Raw genomic sequence first — 17,792 nt, 5'->3', positions numbered from 1 at the left:
AGATCAACGACAAGCACTTTGAGGTGATTGTTCGTCAGATGATGCGCAAGGTGGAAGTAATGGATCCGGGAGATACCCGTTTCCTCGAACAGCAACTGGTCGACAAGCACGAGATGATGGAAGAGAATGACCGCATCTGGGGTAAGAAAGTGATCATGGACGCTGGCGATTCACAGACATTCGAACCAGGACAGATGGTGACCGTACGCAAACTGCGTGACGAGAATAGCTCGCTGACTCGTCGTGACCTGAAAAAGGTGGAGGCTCGTGATGCCATCCCCGCAACAGCCAACCAGGTATTGCAGGGAATCACGCGTGCAGCTCTTCAGACAACCAGTTTCATGTCTGCCGCTTCGTTCCAGGAAACAACCAAGGTGTTGAACGATGCTGCCATCAACGGCAAGACCGACACCCTCGAAGGTCTGAAGGAGAATGTGATCGTTGGTCACCTCATTCCTGCCGGTACCGGTCAACGGGAATTCGACAGGCTGGTAGTAGGTTCACGCGACGATTTTGAGAAACTGAGCGCCAATAATCGCAGTAACCTGTTTCAGGAGGCTACCCCGGAAGGGTAACCTCTTCAAGAGACCGTACCGGAGCAATAATCGCTTCGGAACACACAGTAAACCCGCGTCAGGAATTCCCGGCGCGGGTTTTTTATATCCTTTTATTTTACAATTTAGTGCTTCCCGGAATGCATTAGTAACTTTAGGATGACGTGCGATAGTTTATGCCGATAATTGAACCGCCTTGGCCCGGTTCAATTCTTTTTATTCCTGTATTGAGAAGGTGAAACCCCTTTTATTTTCTTGAAGACAATGCTAAAATAGCGCTGGTAGCGAAAACCGGTTTTGAAGGATATCTCGCTGATAATCACCCACGTACCCGAAAGGAGGTCAGCACTTTATCAATCCTGAACTTATTTATGTAATCACTGACCCCAACGCCAAGCAGCGATTGCATCTTGTTATAAAGAGAGGCTCTGCTCATGGCTATCTCAGAAGCTATAAAATCCACGTTGAGATCGGAATTACTTAAATTATCTTTGATCAGCTTATTGAAAGAATCACCAAAGGGCATTCGCGGAATTGTCGGCAGTAGAACTTTAATACTAGCGATATCAATAAGAAATTGAGTATAATAACGCTCAAAACGTTTCTAACCAAACGGCATAAATGCTGTAAATAATAGTTTACATTTTAAATGGAGAAATAAGGAATAATGTAAAAAATAGTAATAACTTTGTCAATGAGGTCCTATTTAATTTCATGTTATATCAATACGATAGACAAGGTATTATTGTACGATAAGACACTTAAAAAAACCATTGTGATGAGACACCTGCAATAATAACAAAGACGTTGCCGGCGCTTCTTTTAGCAGTTGTTCTGATCTCCTGCGACAAAAAACGACAACAAAGAAATCCACCCCCTTACATTCAGAATCGTATGAAATAGTATTGATGCGGATATTTCCAGTCATGAGCCTAAGCGAGAACGGGGATTATACTTTTTCGGTAGAAAATCTCGAGGTATTATATGCCAAATTGGATCTGAGTAGCCCCACAGGAATAGGATATGTACTTGTAACGGAGAAACAGAAAGGCAACACAGCATTATCAGTAACAGATAACCTCACCCACGAAACGGTGAAATTAAAAATAGAAGTAGACAAGAGTAATCATCCGGCCTTAACGAAAGACACACTCATGTTCCTGATAAATGACGAGGAGCGTATTGTAAATTTATAACGAACTATGTATTATGATAAAAACAATATTTATATTTCTTTTCTGGCTATTCTGTCTGGCAGTTCTGTGGGGACAACAGAATTCTTATTATTTCAAACACTATAATAATAATTCCGGGTTATCACACAACACAGTAATGAGTCTATTTCAGGACAGCAAGGGCTTTTTATGGATAGGGACTAAAAACGGTCTGAACAGATTCGACGGGCATAGTTTTAAAATTTACATGCGTGGCGACTCCATCACTGAGTTGAAGAATAGCATGATTTATGGTATTACCGAAGACAGACAGAATACACTGTGGATTGCCACAGACAAGGGAGTCTCTCTGTATGACCCGTTTACGGAAACTTTTTCAAACTTCAATGAACTAACGGGTAACCAGGAGAAGATAGATGGGATTATCAATAAAATCATCATAGATAAATCGGATAGAGTCTGGATACTTTCAGGAAGTGGGTTATATCTTTACATACCTTCGGAAAATCAATTATACAACCTGAAAGAAAAATTCACTCCCTATACCAATTATTCTCCTTCAGCGCTGTTTGTGGATAAAGAAGGAATCGCATATTTGGGTTTTCCCAATGTAGGCATTATAAAATATAACATTGATATCGATAAAACCACTTATTTAGCCCACAATAATAACTCCCCCACGGTCATTTGCGAATATAAGGAGCAATATATACTTTTAGGGACACAAGATAAAGGACTCTTTCAAATAAATAAAGAAACCGGAGAACTAAAGAAAGTCCCGATCGATGAAACAAGGAACTCCGACGTATATGTGAGACATATTGAGGAAATTTCGCAGGATGAATATTGGGTGGGTACTGAAAGTGGAATCTATGTATTAAGAAATGGAACAACACAGCATATCACCCAAGAGGCCTACAATGATTTCTCACTTTCTGACAATGCGATCTATGCCATTTGTAAAGACAGGGAAGGGGGGATATGGATAGGAAGTTACTTTGGAGGTGTTGATTATCTGCCAAAACAATATACTTATTTTGAGAATTTTTATCCTATCGTTTATAAAAACTCTGTCAGTGGACATAGGATAAGGGAATTTATAAGTGATAAAAAAGGGAATCTATGGATTGCTACCGAAGATAATGGACTGAATTATTACGATACCCACACAGGGTTATTCACTCATATATCGGATAAAACCAAACCTGTAAGTATTTCTTTTACCAATATTCAATGTCTGAATCTGACCAGTGATGAGCTGTGGATCGGCACTTTTTCGAAAGGCATTGATGTACTGGATTTAAAAACAAACCGTCTGAGACATTACGAAAAAGACGATTTACCGAACTCCATCCTCAATAATGATATATTTGCCATCTATACCGATAGTAGGAATACCACCTGGATAGGTTCAACCACAGGACTTTATACTTATGTTCCGGAGATAGATGGTTTCAGGAAGTTTATGCCCCTGGATGGCGAATTCATTAGTAATATTTTTGAGGATAAGAATGGGTATATCTGGTTTACGTCGTACAATACTGGCATAATCAGATATAATCCCCATACTAAAGAGATAAAAAGATTCCGTTATGATGCCAAGAATCCTGATAGCCTTTGTTTCGATCGAATTACCTGTGGTTTTGAGGATAGTAAACACCGTCTGTGGTTTGGGTCTGAAGATGGTGGATTTTGCCGCTATAATGAAGATGACGAAACTTTTACCCGCATAACGACTAAACAGGGTCTACCGAGTAACGTGGTTTACAAAATACTGGAAGATGACAACCATCTTTTTTGGTTAAGTACTAATAACGGATTAGCGAGCTTTAATCCGGAAACAATGAATGTAGAGGCACTGTATAATCTCCCCAATGGGTTACGGAGTAAGCAATTTAACTATAACTCCGGAATCAAAACAGACGACGGAACTCTTTATTTTGGGAGTATTGACGGCTTTATTGCTTTTAACCCCAAAAACTTTTATCCCAACAACCACAACTATTCCGTTGTCCTGACCGGGTTTTATATCTATAATCAGGATATTCAGGTGAAATCTTCGAATGACATTCTGGACAAGGCCATACCTTATGCCAATACGATCAATCTGAATTATGATCAGGCCACCTTTAGCTTCAGTTTTTCCGCCTTGAACTATTCAACAAACGGGAATGACAGGTACACTTATATTTTGGAAGGCATAGACAAGAAATGGAACTACGTGGACAATGTGTCTAGGGTATCCTACAATAGCATACCTCCTGGTAATTATATATTTCGTATCAAATACTCAAAGGATGGTCATGAGTGGGGTGATAACGAAACATTTGTCAATATCAATATTGTTCCTCCGTTGTGGCGCACTTCCTGGGCCTATATGCTATATGTCATGTTTACAGGAATGGTATTGTTTTTTGTTGTCAGATATTACGTATTGAGGAAGAAAAGGCAGGTGGAAGAGAGATTAGCCCTTCAGGAGCAGGCAAAGAAAGAAGAAATTTACAAAGCTAAAATAGATTTCTTTACAAATATTGCCCATGAAATACGTACACCTATTACACTTATTAAAGCTCCTCTCGATTATATTCTGAATTCTCATCCGGATGAGAAGGAGACAAAAGAGAATTTGATTACAATGGAAAGGAATACTGACCGTCTGTTAGTATTGGTGAATCAATTGCTCGATTTCCGTAAGGTAGAGTCGAAAGCTTTTACTTTGTCATTAAAGGCCAAAAATATCAACACACTGGTAACCAACATCTTTAACCGTTTCGCAGCAGCCGGGAGAAGAAAGAACCTGAATATGGTATTGGAGTGTCCGGACCATGCGGTCATGGCATTGGTCGATGAAGAAGCAATCACGAAAGTGTGTAGTAACCTGTTCAGTAATGCCGTTAAATATTCGTCAACTTATATTAAAGTTATTCTGTCGTTAAGTGAGGATCTCCAGTTCTTCCGGATAACGGTGAACAATGACGGAACACCCATCCCTCCTGATATGCGGGAACAAATTTTTGAGGCATTTTTCCAGATAAAAGGAACACATCCCACACAGCCGGGCTCAGGAATAGGACTCACTTTGGCCACTTCACTGGTACAGTTGCATAATGGACAACTCTATTTGGATGAGAAAGCTGAAGATACCTCCTTTGTGGTGGAAATACCGACTAATGCATCATCTGACGTACAACAAGCCGAAGAGATAGCTTTGCTTGATGAAATAGTAGAAGACGATGACTATATTTCTAATTGGGCGTTAGAAAATACAACTTCCAATAAAGATGTTATATTAATTGTTGAAGACAATGAGGAATTGCAATCCTTCCTTTCTGAACAATTGAATAAATATTATGAGATCTTCACAGCGAATAATGGGTTAGAAGCAATGGAGATACTGAAAAGAGAAATCATAAACTTTATTGTATCAGACATAATGATGCCTGTGAAGGATGGGCTGGAGTTATGCAATGAAATTAAATCGAATATCGAAACCTGCCATATACCTATTATTCTGTTAACAGCCAAAACAACCTTAAATAACAAGATCGAAGGGTTAAATTGTGGCGCGGATGCATATATGGAGAAGCCTTTCGCCATGTCTCATTTGTTTGTTCAGATTAGAAATTTATTGGAAAGCAGAAAAAAACTTCGTCAGAATTTTGCCAATAATCCTTACATGGCGACAAACAGCTTACCGCAGAATAAAGCTGATGAAGATTTCCTGAATAAACTCACCGAAGTGATAAGGCGGAATTTGGATGACGATACGTTCAATATTGACGATCTGGCCAGGGAAGTGAACATGAGCCGTACCAGTTTACATAGGAAAATAAAGGCTATCACAGACCAGACCCCAGGAGATTTTATACGTATCATTCGACTGAGAAAGGCGGCTGAATTATTGATCGAAGGAGAGTACCGGATCAATGAAATATGTATGATTGTAGGTATTCGTTCTTTATCCTATTTCTCGAAGAGCTTTCAAAAACAGTTTGGGGTCCTGCCAAAGGATTTTGCAAAGAGCCGTATCAAACGATAATAACTGTTGAGTACCTCCTACAAAAACCACCTACTCTATTCCTTTCAGACAAGTGATATTTTATTTTAAAGGGGGGCTAAAACCCCTGCATGGATAGAAATAGCACTTTTTTGGAAGAATAGAGTTTTTTGCCGCTATTCCTCCCTTGTAATCCTTTCTGACCAATCCAGCAAATAGGCAAATTAACGCTATTTTTTGACATGAAAGGGACATAACGCAATTGTATTTTCCTTTAGATTTGCACCAACATAACATGTATTGTCAATATATATCATGATGCGCATGAAGTAACTGAAGGAACTTTTCCGTTTTCAATAATTATATCATATTAAGCACCATTTTATTTTTTTTAAATTCTAAATAATAACTTATGAAGCACTTTTTTAATGAACTTATTTCAGCTGATAATAGGAAGAAAATAATCTTGCTATTATTGGTTGTTTTGGCATCTTCTGCTACACTTCAGGCACAGAGCATCGCGGTGTCCGGGCTAGTTCAGGATGTTATGGGTGAACCTTTACCAGGTGTAAACATTATGGAGAAAGGCACTACCAATGGAACAATAACCGATATCGATGGTAATTTTTCACTTTCAGTAAACGGGAGTAATGCAGTATTGACAGTCTCCTTTGTGGGATTTATTAATCAGGAGGTGAAGGTGGATGGCCGATCAAGCTTAGTGATTACGTTGAGAGAAGGTTCGCAATTGATTGACGAAGTTGTTGTGATAGGATATGCTACGCGAAAAAAAGCAACTGTAGCTGCGGCTGTAAGTTCAGTGAATAACCAAGATCTGGTGCGATCTACATCAACGACGGCGGCCGGTGCTCTGGTGGGTAAAATATCGGGGATCACTGCGCGTCAGAAATCCGGTGTGCCGGGCTCTGCAACAACTATCGAAATCCGCAACATGGGTACTCCGCTCTATGTCATTGACGGTATTATGAAAGATGAAGCAGCATTCAATGCATTAAATATCTATGACATTGATAATGTTTCTATCCTGAAGGACGGTGCTGCGGCCATTTATGGGATAAAAGCAGCCAACGGTGTAGTATTGATCACTACTAAAACAGGTAAGAAAGGGCAAAAGCCCCAGGTTAATCTAAACGCCTACATGGGATGGCAGGCCTGGACCAAATACCCCGATTTGCTGAATGCTTACCAGTGGAAATGGGGGAACTATATGAAAGCTGTAAATGATGGTAATCTGGTAGGTGCGGAAGCCATTGGAAATGCCAAGACGGATTTGGAAAAATGGAGAACGCAATACTATAACCCTGCCACCGGAGAGGATTATCGGGGATTCAACTGGAAAGATGGTTTTGTAAGTAACGCGGCACCACAGTATTATATAAATACCAATATCAGCGGTGGAAGCGAGAAAACCGATTATTATGTTTCTATCGGCCATATTGATCAGGATGCCGTATTCAAAGATTATAATTATAATCGTACCAACCTGCAGGCCAACTTCAATATGCAACTGACCGATAACTTTAAAATTGGATTCCAAACATTGGGTAAAATAGCACAGAACGTCAATCCTGCGCTGCCTGGTACTGACGACTACGCACAGATGCGTTCATCCATTTTCAATCTCATACCGACCATGCGTCCATATGCAAATGAGAATCCGGACTATTTGAACTTCATTACCCCGACACATGATGCTGCACATAATATGGCTGCATATACCATTGACAATGCTGGAAAGTATCAAAAAACTGTGCGCACTATCCAGACAAGTATGAATCTAGAGTATAAAACTCCACTGCCGGGATTAACCGCGAAAGCCTTACTATCTTATTATTACGAGGACATGAATGAAGACAATAATGAGAAGAGTTGGAAAGAGTACACCTATGATATTAACAAACAAGAGTATATACTTTCCTATACTAAAGCGAATACATATCGGGGAAAACAAAGATTTGACAAGGAAGAGATGACCGGACAGTTTACCTTGAACTATGATAAAATATTTGCAGAAAATCATCATGTTACGGCTGTTACCGGATTTGAATTCTATAAGGAAGCCCGAAAAAATCTAAATGTATGGCAAAGTCCTGTAGAAAATCCATTTGTTGAACTGATTACAACAAATGCCAATAATAAAGTTGACAATACTGCCCGCACGTTTACTACAGCAAGTTTAATTTTCCGTGCAGGTTATTCATTTAGAGAAAGGTATATTCTTGACTTCGCAGGACGTTACGATGCTTCCTGGCGTTTCCTGAAAGGCAATCAATGGGGTTTTTTCCCATCCATTTCCGGCGCTTGGCGTCTATCGGAAGAAGAGTTCTACCAAGACTCAAAGATGTCTGAATGGATCTCCAGCATAAAATTGAGAGCTTCATACGGTGAAATGGGCGATGATATGGCTGTAAATTTCAACGGCAGCTATCCCGACTTTGCCTATATGCAGGGTTATACCTTTGGAAAGGGTGGCGCCATCATTACTGATAATCCACTTACTAATGGAAAAGATGTATATCCCACAGGTACCACTTACAATGGAATTCCTCAAACAGCTCTTTCCTGGATGAAGATTTCCATGCTGAACGTCGGTGTCGACCTCGGCTTCCTCAACAACCGTTTGATGTTGGAAGCCGACATGTTTAGGAGAAACAGAAGTGGAATCCCTGCTAAACCAACAGACGTGATTTATCCGTATGAAGCCGGATTTAATGCACAGTCACAAAACTTAAACTCCGATCAGGTAACCGGTATCGACGGCTTATTAAAGTGGAGGGATAAAATGAACGATTTACACTATTCTGTCGGTGTGAATGTGACCCTGGCCCGTCAGAAGACACTGAATAATTATGGTGAAATGTTCGTGAATGCATGGGACAAATATCGTTGGGCACAGACCAATCGTTGGTCTAATGTGAAAAACGGTGCTATCTGGATGTGGGAAACAATAGGTGTTTTCCAAACTCAAGAAGAAATTGACAACTACCCGGTAAACATCGATGGGGCAAATAATGTGAATTTACGTCCCGGTGACTTAATCTTCAGGGATGTCAATGGTGACGGTATCATTGATGACCATGACAAGAGACCCTTGGGTTATGCCGCGACAGACTACGACTGGGATCGCAGTAATGCAAATAAACAACCGTTGCTCTCTATGGGTATCAATCTGGGGTTTGAATACAAAGGTGTAGATCTGGCAACCGACTTTGCAGGTGGTTTCATGAACACATTCGTAGGAGACTGGCACGTGAAATATGGTATAGCCTCTGACCAAACCGGATATGTATATAATGTAGTCAATGCCTGGAGGCACGAGGACATATTTGACCTCTCATCTCCCTGGATAAAGGGAAAATTCCCCACTGTCCGCTCCAACAACCCTTCTATCAGAGACTGGAATGATTTCTATGCAAAGAAAATCAATTACTTACGCTTGCGCAACTTGGTCGTCGGCTATACTCTGCCGTCGAAATTGACACAAAAAGCACTCGTACAGAAATTTAGGATTTACTTTGAAGGAACAAACCTATTATGTTGGGATACTTTGAATGATTTCGGATTCGATCCCGAAGTATCCTCTGTTACCGGATTTGATTATCCGCAACATAAAGTCTATACTGTTGGAGTAAATGTAACCTTTTAAATGAAAATAATATGAAACGAAATAAATTAGCAATTGTATTATTATCCGGCTTACTCCTACTTTCCTCTTGTGATAAATGGCTGGAACAGGAGAATTTGATGGGCATGTCTGACAATCAGACCTATTCAGAGGAAGCCGGTATCACCAGTGTAGTATCCAATCTGTATTCCCGGATGAAGTATTGGCAGGATTTTGCTGCCGATGGAGAATCCTATGACTTTACACGTTGGGACGAAGCATCTAATAATAGCCAGTATTGGGCATTTGCGGGAAATGTTGGGACTGGGTATAGAGAATACTATGATTATGGCTTTATCCGTGAACTGAATCTCCATATTGCAAATCTCACAACAATTTCTACCGGCAAGATTGCCGCGGATAAACTGAACTATTTTATTGCAGAAGCCCGTTTTCTGAGAGCTTATAATTACTTTGTGATGGTCGTTCAGTATGGTGGTGTACCTCTGATTACCGAAGTTACCGAATACATGGATGATCCGCTCCCATTGGCAGTGCCCAGGAACAAAGAGTCTGAGATCTATGATTTTATTATCAGTGAAATGAATGATATTATAGATGATCTCAGCAACGCTAAATCCAAAACGAGAGCTACCAAAGGAGCTGCGATGGCACTAAAATGCCGTGCGGCATTGTATGCCGGAACCTTGGCATACAATCATGACAAGAGTGCCTCCAAGACGCTGAATCTGGCAAGCGGAGCAACCGGCATTGAGAAAAGTAAGGCCGAGAATTACCTGAAAGCCTGTCTGGATGCTTTTGCTGAACTTGAAAAGTTAGGCTATCAACTATATATAAAAAATACAGATCCGGCGGACAACTATTATGAAGCATTTACAACAGAACAGGAAAACAATCCGGAAATCATTTTCTGTAAAGCTTATGATGGGGTGAACTTAAAGAATTCATTCACTGCCCGGGCTATTGCACGAACACAGACAAAACTGGATAAATCCGGTGCACAGATTAACCCGCTTCTGAATCTGGTAAATGATTATGAGATACTCAATACCCGTGAAAAGAAAGATATTGACGCTTATGCCGGGAATGAGAGAATTGAAAGTATGAGTGACTATAGATCCTCTTATCAGTATAACATTTATGATAATCCAGAAGATATCTTTGCAGGACGTGATCCTCGTCTGGCAGGTACTATTCTATATCCGGGTTCTACTTTCAGGGGTTTGCCAATAGACCTTCAGGCAGGCTTAGCCATACCTACAGCCGAAGGTTATGAATTCAAAGCCGCACGTACAATTGGAGGAATTAGTTCCGATAGATACGAAGGACAGAAGTTGACTGGCGAAGATGGTCCTCTCTGTGATGGTGACGGAAACTGGTACATTTCCCACTCCGGATTCCTGTTAAAAAAGTTTGTTGATGCTGCTGCAGGCAGTGAAATCAATGGCGCAAGTAAGGTGCCTTACATCATATTTCGTTTTGGAGAGGCTTTACTAAATGCGTCAGAAGCAGCCTTCTATCTGAACAGTTTAGGAATAACCGATTATAATGGCCATTCTACGAAAACTATGGCGCTGGATTATATCAATAGGGTGCGTCAACGTGCCGGTGGTGATATTTTTAGATTGACAGAAAATGAATTGACATTCGATCGTATTGTGAATGAGAGACGGGTAGAACTGGCATTCGAGGATCATCGCTATAACGACTTGAAACGCTGGAGAGTTGCAGATGAATGGTGGTTCAATGACCAGCAAAATGAAACGGCTACAACCTACGTACTATGGCCTTACAAGATATATGCACCTGGAACGCCAGAAAATGGCAAATGGATTTACCGTAAGATGAAAGCCTTACATAGGGCTAATAATGGCATTCTCTCCTTCAACAATACAATGTATTACAATTCGTATCCAATGAATGAGGGTAATCCGAATATCGAAAAGAATCCCAATCATTAACTCACCCACTAAAGTTTAACAATACAATGAAACTAAAATATATAATTGTAACAGCAATTATCGTATTGGGGGTATTAATAACCTCTTGCGAATATGACAACTACGATGCACCGTCCTATGTTTTCAGCGGACAACTGAAATGTGATGGAGAGAATTTCCCTTTCGATGCCAGTAAGTCATTACTAAGAGTTTACCAAAAAGGATATGGTAAAGTAGATGGTAGCGGTATAGGTATACGTATTGATGAGAATGGACGATACCAACAATTATTTTTTAATACGGAATATAAAATGACGCTAATAAACAGATCGTTACCATTCGAACTCCCCGATTTTGAACCTCTCGGAACAGGTATGGGTTTCGACTCTCTAACATACAACTTTACTTCAAATGTAACGAAAGACTTTGAGGTACGACCCTACTACAAACTGAAGAATATGAAAGCAGAACTCAAAAATGGAAATATAGAAGCTACTTTCAATATTGAAAAGATGACCAATACTGTAAAGACAGTTCCTCCAATCGTAAAGACGCGTATATGGCTAAGTACAAGTTCTCTGGTTAACAGTAATATTAGATGTACAAGGGTTAATGATGTAGAGTATGTTGATGATACGACCTTGAAAATATCTATCCCTTTATCCGAATATCGAAGAAAGGAGATTTTTCCGAATAACTTCAGAACATATGCTTTCTATCGTGTAGCCATCGAATTAGAAGGGATGAATGAATACTTCTTATTTTCCGATATACAAAAGATAGAAAATCTCCCGGTAGATTAAATTATTTCCACGTATATTGCACTACCCCCGATGCTCCTCCATCAAAAGAGGAGTATCCGGGATAGTCGATCCGATAACATTCAAAACATGAAATATCTATTTATTCTGATCAGCGTTCTTTCTTCAATTCAGCTTTCCCTTGCCCAAGGGAAAGTGCATGCATTGCAGAGTGCGGATACCCGACTGATTATAGCAGAAGACGGAAAGAACATGAGTTTACAGACAGGAGATACACGATATTCGAGTCTGAACGCTCCCTATGTTGTCACCCTGGAAGTAAACGGGGAAACGTTGAACGGTTACTATTTTTCGGTGAATGAAGTACAAGAATCATTGGTCTGTACTGCAAGATTAAAGTCAAACCATGGAACCCTCTTTCATATAAAAGATGTTTTCACTCCCGACACAGAGAACCATTTTCGCATGGATAGGGAAGTAATCATTGAAAAAGCCGGAAAAGAAGATGCTTATTTCAATTCTTATTTTGGACTTACCTTGCAACGCAAAACAGAGATAATCGACTTTGAATTCTTCGTTCCGGGCATCTGGTATAACAACAATCAATCCCTACGTCCCGGTGCACTCAGCAGTGATTATAATGATAATTATTTTTATTTTCGCGAAGACCGTCTGCCTTTACCCTTGGTATCAGCCCGTGAGAAAGTCTCCGGGTTAGCCATCAGTATGATACACCTGGATGCTAATCCTGAAACTTTTTATGGTGAAAACGGTGTACAAAGAATTGTGGACGAACGCATGCAATTCGGCAGTTTAGGTTTCACAGAAACAGATTCACACTCCATTCTGTTTGTTTTCCCCGGAATTGAGGGGGAGATGACCTACGTCGGCCGTTTTCCCGAGGGAAAAAGCAAAGGTTTTGCTTATCGAAGTCACCCTGTAAAAACCGGTGTAAAACACTCTTACAGTCTCACTTTCGGTTTTAATCAAACTAAAAATTTTCCAAATATGGTTGAAACCGTGTGGAAGCAGGCATGGGATAAATATACTCCTTCCATCTATAAGATGGATGTAAAGGATGCATATGAAGCCAGTATCGAAGTGCTGGATGCATATCTCTTGAATCTGAATGGTGCACCCGGATGGCCTTTTTCCATTTATCTGCCTAACGGGGTGGCACGCGCTTATAATTACCAGATGGGATTTATCGGATTCCAGATTTCAAACGGCTATTTCCTGCTTCGGAAAGGCCTGGAAAGCAATAATCAGGAGTATGTGCGGAAAGCCTCTGAAGTGATCGACTTTTGGGTGAACAACTCCCAGATGGAAAACGGCTTGATAAGACCTTGGGCCGATGCCTACGTGGACAGAGGAGTAACCTGGCGCGATTATGAAGCTTATATGCGTGTTGCGGCAGGCGGAATGGAAGGTATGATGGGAGCATGGAACATCATGAAGAAGCATGGGAATGATAGACCTGAGTGGTTGGCCTATTGCAAGAAATATGGTGACTGGCTCACACGCAACCAGGAAGAGGATGGCAGTTTCTACCTTCGTTATAATTGGAAAACCGGGAAGCCGACCCACGATAGTAAATATACCACCACGAATATTATCCGTTTCCTAATTGAGCTTTACTCCGTTACACAAGATAAACGGTATCTGGATACGGCACTAAAAGCAGGTGAGTTTAGTTACGACTTCATCCACCGTGACTACCTGTACGTAGGTGGAGTAATAGATAATCCCAACGTGAAAGACCGGGAATCGGGTCAAATGGCCATTTACGCTTTTTTGGCACTATATGATGTTACCGGTGATGAGAAATGGAAAGAAGCAGCCATACAGGCTGCCCGTTATACGGAAACTTTCATGTTCGCCTACCATGTGCCTATGGCGATCAACGATACACTGACCGATTTCCCAAAAGACAAGAGTATAGTGGGCCAAACCCTTATTGCTACCGGACACTCTGCCATCGACAACGGGCTGGCTTTCTCCTCTTTTCAATACTACCGTTTATACCTGATAACCGGAGACAGCCACTTTCTGGAGATGGCCAGGTTGATTCAGAATAACACCCTATCGATCATGGACCTGGATGGTAAACTGAGATACCGTCACAGAGGATTACTGACGGAATGTTTCAATCCGCAGGCCAACCGGGGGCACAGCGTACGCCAGCAACTTCCCTGGAATCAGGCTTCCATACTCGAACCCATGCACCGCTTTATGAATGCATTTGGCGAATGGGATATCGACGTCATAGAGCAATGGCCAACGGAACAGCGGCAGGAAATGATACAGCGTTATGCGCGAACCCAAGGTTTGGAGAAAGAATGAAATGGAAATGGAACTGAATATGAAATACTATATCGCAATAATCGTATTGTGGGCTGGAATGGCACAGGCTTTTGCACAACAACCGCGGTTGAAACAAGCAGATGAATATCTTGCAATGACCGGACAGCCTGATGAGACAAAGAAATCGACGGAAAAACAATGCAACTTATTAGGAACTCTTTACGGGGAAAATAAAAGATTGATACTTAACCTCCCCGATTTGCAAGATGTAGGGACACGAGAAGTAATGCCTTTCGGATACAAACTGAACCGTGCCTCTGAGGTTGAACTGACCGATGCGAATAATAACCAGGGCGAGAATAATAACCTGACAGAAAGTTCTGTACGCACTTTCTTTAACAAGAGTATATTTTCGGGAGTCTCTTACCAATTATGTGACAGCGTGGTTTATGGAATTACCTTGTTCTATGATGATCACCAACATCAGAGACGAGCAGTAATAGAGAAAAACCTGCTTCGACACTTCCAACAAGCCGATTATGAACTGGAGGGAGTTTCGGTTTACTCAGACCCTGACTATGCAGTAAGACTACTACCTGATAAAGTAGAAATATACTCTCTGTTTCATTTTCCGTCGGTTGAAACTCTTTACCCGGGAGTGTCGCATAAGGTATGGTACGGCCCCTGCAGGTATGAGACAGACGGATCATCTCTAATGCTTGCCTTTTATAATCAGGAGACCAAAGAGAACAATATTCAATCGGCTTTCAACGTAAGTTATAAATATCCCGCCGGAACATCTTTTAAGATGACCCGTATCCGGTTTATGCTGGATGACCAGACCTTTGAGTTTCCTCTGGAAATAGAATATACCGATATATCAGATGATGGTAAAACTTTAGAAGAGCGTAACACCAGAACTTTCCTGTTTCCAGAGGAATTGAAAGCAATCACTCGCTCACAAATGATCAACGTGGAACTGATAGGTGAAGAGGGACAGTTACTCTATAAGATGCCGGAATTCCAACGTGCATCCGCCTACACTGCCTATGAATATTTTCGATGGAATGTTACCAATCCCATGATCAAATATACAAGATGGTAAAATAGTCAAAAACTCTAATTAATAGTAAATGGAAATCAAAAATTACTTAGCAATAGTGCTGGGAGCAACGGTACTGTTTATTGTAACGTCCTGTGCAGATACTCAAAGTAAGAAAACGGTCTCAGACACAGTTGATCCACTTGAAATGAGGTATGTCAATCCTTTATTGCCGAAAGGACCGGATCCTTGGACATTCTTTCATGAAGACACCTACTATTATATGCATACCATGCAGGAGAGACTGGTACTTTGGAAGACAAAAGATATCACCAATTTACAGGATGCGGAGAAAAAAACTATCTGGATTCCCATCGAAGAATCCAACAAATACAATCTTTGGGCGCCCGAAATTCATAATATCAATGGAAAGTGGTACATCTACTACGCTGCCGATGATGGAAATACAGATAACCACCAATTGTATGTCCTGGAGAATGTAAATCCAGACCCGTTTGATGGAGAGTTTGTCATGAAAGGACGTATCAGTACTGATGAAGATAATAATTGGGCCATTGACGGCTCTGTTTTCGAGAACAAGGGGAAATGGTATATGGTATGGTCAGGCTGGCAAACCCGACGCGTAGACACCGAAACACAATGCATCTATATCGCTCTCCTCGAAAATCCCTGGACACTCGGATCCGAAAGAATATTAATCTCCAAACCGGAACTGGAATGGGAAAGACATTATCAGAATGATCACGGCTGGAATCCTCCCTATATCATTTATGTGAACGAGGGTCCCCAACCTTTGAAAAGCCCGAAAGGGAAATATATTCACATAGCCTATTCAGCGAGCGGTGTCTGGACTCCTTACTATGCACTGGGGCTACTTACGGCAAGGACCGATAGCGATCTGCTGGATCCTGCATCCTGGTCCAAGTCACCCACTCCCGTATTCCAGCAATCGCCCGAAAACGGTGTATACGGCACAGGCCACAACAGTTTCTTCGTTTCTCCCGACGGGACCGAACACTATATCTTGTATCACGCGCGAGACACGCGGGTAGATCCTGAAGGCGCCGGCGATACCCGTTCACCCCGTGCCCAAAAGTTTGTATGGCAGGAGAACGACTACCCCGACTTCGGCACGCCGCTTCCTACGTCAACCCGTTTAGATAAGCCATCCGGGACTGTAATAACTTTCTCAGAATAATGATATAAAGATTCTGATCTATATAAAATATTTTCTTGGCAATTGCAAGCAACAGGTAATCACAGAAGGCTATCCATATCTGGGTATATACCGTATTTTGGGTCGTTCCATAGAACGATTTGATATGTAGATGCTACTTTATCCATTTAAAGAAGGTTTCCACGACCCATCTTTCCCTATATCCCTACAATCAATGGGACTATGACATCATCCTTAACTTTTCATTGGGGGGAATGCTCAATGGAAACACGACCTGCTCCGGTACGATCTACGACGAAGACCTGCCCAGCGAAATGTGGATCGATTGGGTGCGAGTTATAAAACTCGAATAAGCACCCATTCTGGGAATCCTTACTGCCCGGTCGACTTTTTCAGATAGTCATAGGTCGCCTGCTGGGCACGCACGGGAGGTGCATCGCCCGGCTTATGGTCGCGCTTGAACACGTTCTGCAGGTTCTCGTCGAGCCACACCGCGCTCTGGTTGTCGGCCAGCTGGATCTTCAGGATATCGATGATCTGCCGCTTGATCTGTTCTGAGTAAACCGGGAAAGCTACTTCTATGCGGCGGTGCAGGTTGCGCTCCATCCAGTCGGCCGAGGTGAGGTATATATTTTCTTCACCGGCATTAAAGAAATACCATACCCTTGCATGCTCGAGGTAGGCATCTACGATACGGGTGATCATGATGTTTTTACTGAAGGGCTGATTGGGGACGAGGCAACAGATGCCCCTGATGATGAGATCGATCTTTACCCCGGCCTCACTTGCTCTGTAAAGCGCATTGATCATCCCCTTATCTTCCAGGCTGTTCATCTTTAGCACTATCCGTCCAATACCGCCTCGCTTCACATGGGCGATTTCACGCTCTATCATCTGGTGAATCTCTGGCAACATATTAAACTGAGTCACGAGCAGATGCTTGAAATTGTGGGTGTAGGGTTTGCCCTCCAGGACACGAAAGACTTCATCAATATCTTTAATGATTTCCTTGTTTGAGGTCAGCAGGCCCTTGTCAGAATAGATACGGGCCGTCTTCTCGTTGAAGTTGCCTGTTCCCAGGTAGGCATATCCTTTTAAAGGGTCGGAGGCATCATTGCTTCGCTTGCGCACGTAAGCCAGCTTGGCGTGCACCTTAAGCCCCGGAAGGCTGTAGA

At 41.7% G+C, this 17,792-nt stretch carries 11 protein-coding genes and 3 pseudogenes; 10 read left to right on the top strand and 4 right to left on the bottom strand.

Going from position 1 to position 17,792, the window contains the following annotated elements:
• Positions 1-575 (top strand): annotated as a pseudogene (locus Q0502_RS10580) (DNA-directed RNA polymerase subunit beta'); the annotation flags it as partial.
• A 185-nt stretch (positions 576-760) separates the two neighbouring features.
• On the opposite strand, the gene Q0502_RS19035 reads toward Q0502_RS10580, so the two are convergent.
• Positions 761-877 (bottom strand): helix-turn-helix domain-containing protein, encoded by a 117-nt coding sequence (locus Q0502_RS19035; RefSeq protein WP_366521787.1) that lies wholly within the window; start codon positions 875-877, stop codon positions 761-763.
• Positions 874-1,080, bottom strand: a complete 207-nt coding sequence (locus tag Q0502_RS10575) for a hypothetical protein (protein WP_298650490.1) — start codon at positions 1,078-1,080, stop codon at positions 874-876. The genes Q0502_RS19035 and Q0502_RS10575 overlap by 4 nt, the downstream gene beginning before the upstream one ends.
• A gap of 400 nt (positions 1,081-1,480) precedes the next feature.
• Between Q0502_RS10575 and Q0502_RS10570 the strand changes: the two genes are divergently transcribed.
• The 8 genes from Q0502_RS10570 (at position 1,481) to Q0502_RS10535 (ending at position 16,638) form a co-directional block, all read left to right on the top strand.
• On the top strand, positions 1,481-1,750 hold the full coding sequence (locus tag Q0502_RS10570; protein ID WP_298650488.1) for a hypothetical protein: 270 nt from the start codon (positions 1,481-1,483) through the stop codon (positions 1,748-1,750).
• 13 nt (positions 1,751-1,763) lie between these two features.
• Entirely contained in the window at positions 1,764-5,768 is a 4,005-nt protein-coding gene (locus Q0502_RS10565; RefSeq protein WP_298650486.1) for a hybrid sensor histidine kinase/response regulator transcription factor, read from the top strand.
• Positions 5,769-6,138: 370 nt separating this feature from the next.
• Positions 6,139-9,393, top strand: coding sequence for a TonB-dependent receptor (locus Q0502_RS10560; RefSeq protein ID WP_298650484.1), 3,255 nt, complete (start codon positions 6,139-6,141; stop codon positions 9,391-9,393).
• A gap of 11 nt (positions 9,394-9,404) precedes the next feature.
• Entirely contained in the window at positions 9,405-11,333 is a 1,929-nt protein-coding gene (locus Q0502_RS10555; protein WP_298650481.1) for a RagB/SusD family nutrient uptake outer membrane protein, read from the top strand.
• A 65-nt stretch (positions 11,334-11,398) separates the two neighbouring features.
• Positions 11,399-12,115 carry a DUF3823 domain-containing protein gene (locus tag Q0502_RS10550; RefSeq protein WP_298650480.1) on the top strand — a complete coding sequence of 239 codons (717 nt, stop codon included), beginning with the start codon at positions 11,399-11,401 and terminating at the stop codon, positions 12,113-12,115.
• Positions 12,116-12,202: 87 nt separating this feature from the next.
• On the top strand, positions 12,203-14,416 hold the full coding sequence (locus Q0502_RS10545) for a glycoside hydrolase family 76 protein (protein ID WP_298650478.1): 2,214 nt from the start codon (positions 12,203-12,205) through the stop codon (positions 14,414-14,416).
• A 19-nt stretch (positions 14,417-14,435) separates the two neighbouring features.
• Positions 14,436-15,482, top strand: coding sequence for a hypothetical protein (locus tag Q0502_RS10540; RefSeq protein ID WP_298650475.1), 1,047 nt, complete (start codon positions 14,436-14,438; stop codon positions 15,480-15,482).
• A 28-nt stretch (positions 15,483-15,510) separates the two neighbouring features.
• Positions 15,511-16,638 (top strand): glycoside hydrolase family 43 protein, encoded by a 1,128-nt coding sequence (locus Q0502_RS10535; RefSeq protein WP_298650473.1) that lies wholly within the window; start codon positions 15,511-15,513, stop codon positions 16,636-16,638.
• 43 nt (positions 16,639-16,681) lie between these two features.
• Here the strand turns inward: Q0502_RS10535 and Q0502_RS10530 are convergent.
• A pseudogene (locus tag Q0502_RS10530) lies at positions 16,682-16,819 on the bottom strand (transposase); the annotation flags it as partial.
• On the opposite strand from Q0502_RS10530, the gene Q0502_RS10525 reads away from it, so the two are divergent.
• Positions 16,758-16,970 (top strand): hypothetical protein, encoded by a 213-nt coding sequence (locus Q0502_RS10525; RefSeq protein ID WP_298650492.1) that lies wholly within the window; start codon positions 16,758-16,760, stop codon positions 16,968-16,970. The pseudogene Q0502_RS10530 and the gene Q0502_RS10525 overlap by 62 nt on opposite strands.
• Before the next feature lie 19 nt (positions 16,971-16,989).
• Here Q0502_RS10525 and Q0502_RS10520 read toward each other — a convergent pair.
• A pseudogene (locus Q0502_RS10520) lies at positions 16,990-17,792 on the bottom strand (RNA degradosome polyphosphate kinase); the annotation flags it as partial.

The sequence above is a fragment of the uncultured Proteiniphilum sp. genome, assembly GCF_937873925.1.
GTDB lineage: Bacteria > Bacteroidota > Bacteroidia > Bacteroidales > Dysgonomonadaceae > Proteiniphilum.
This window is presented reverse-complemented; position numbering and strand designations above follow the sequence as displayed.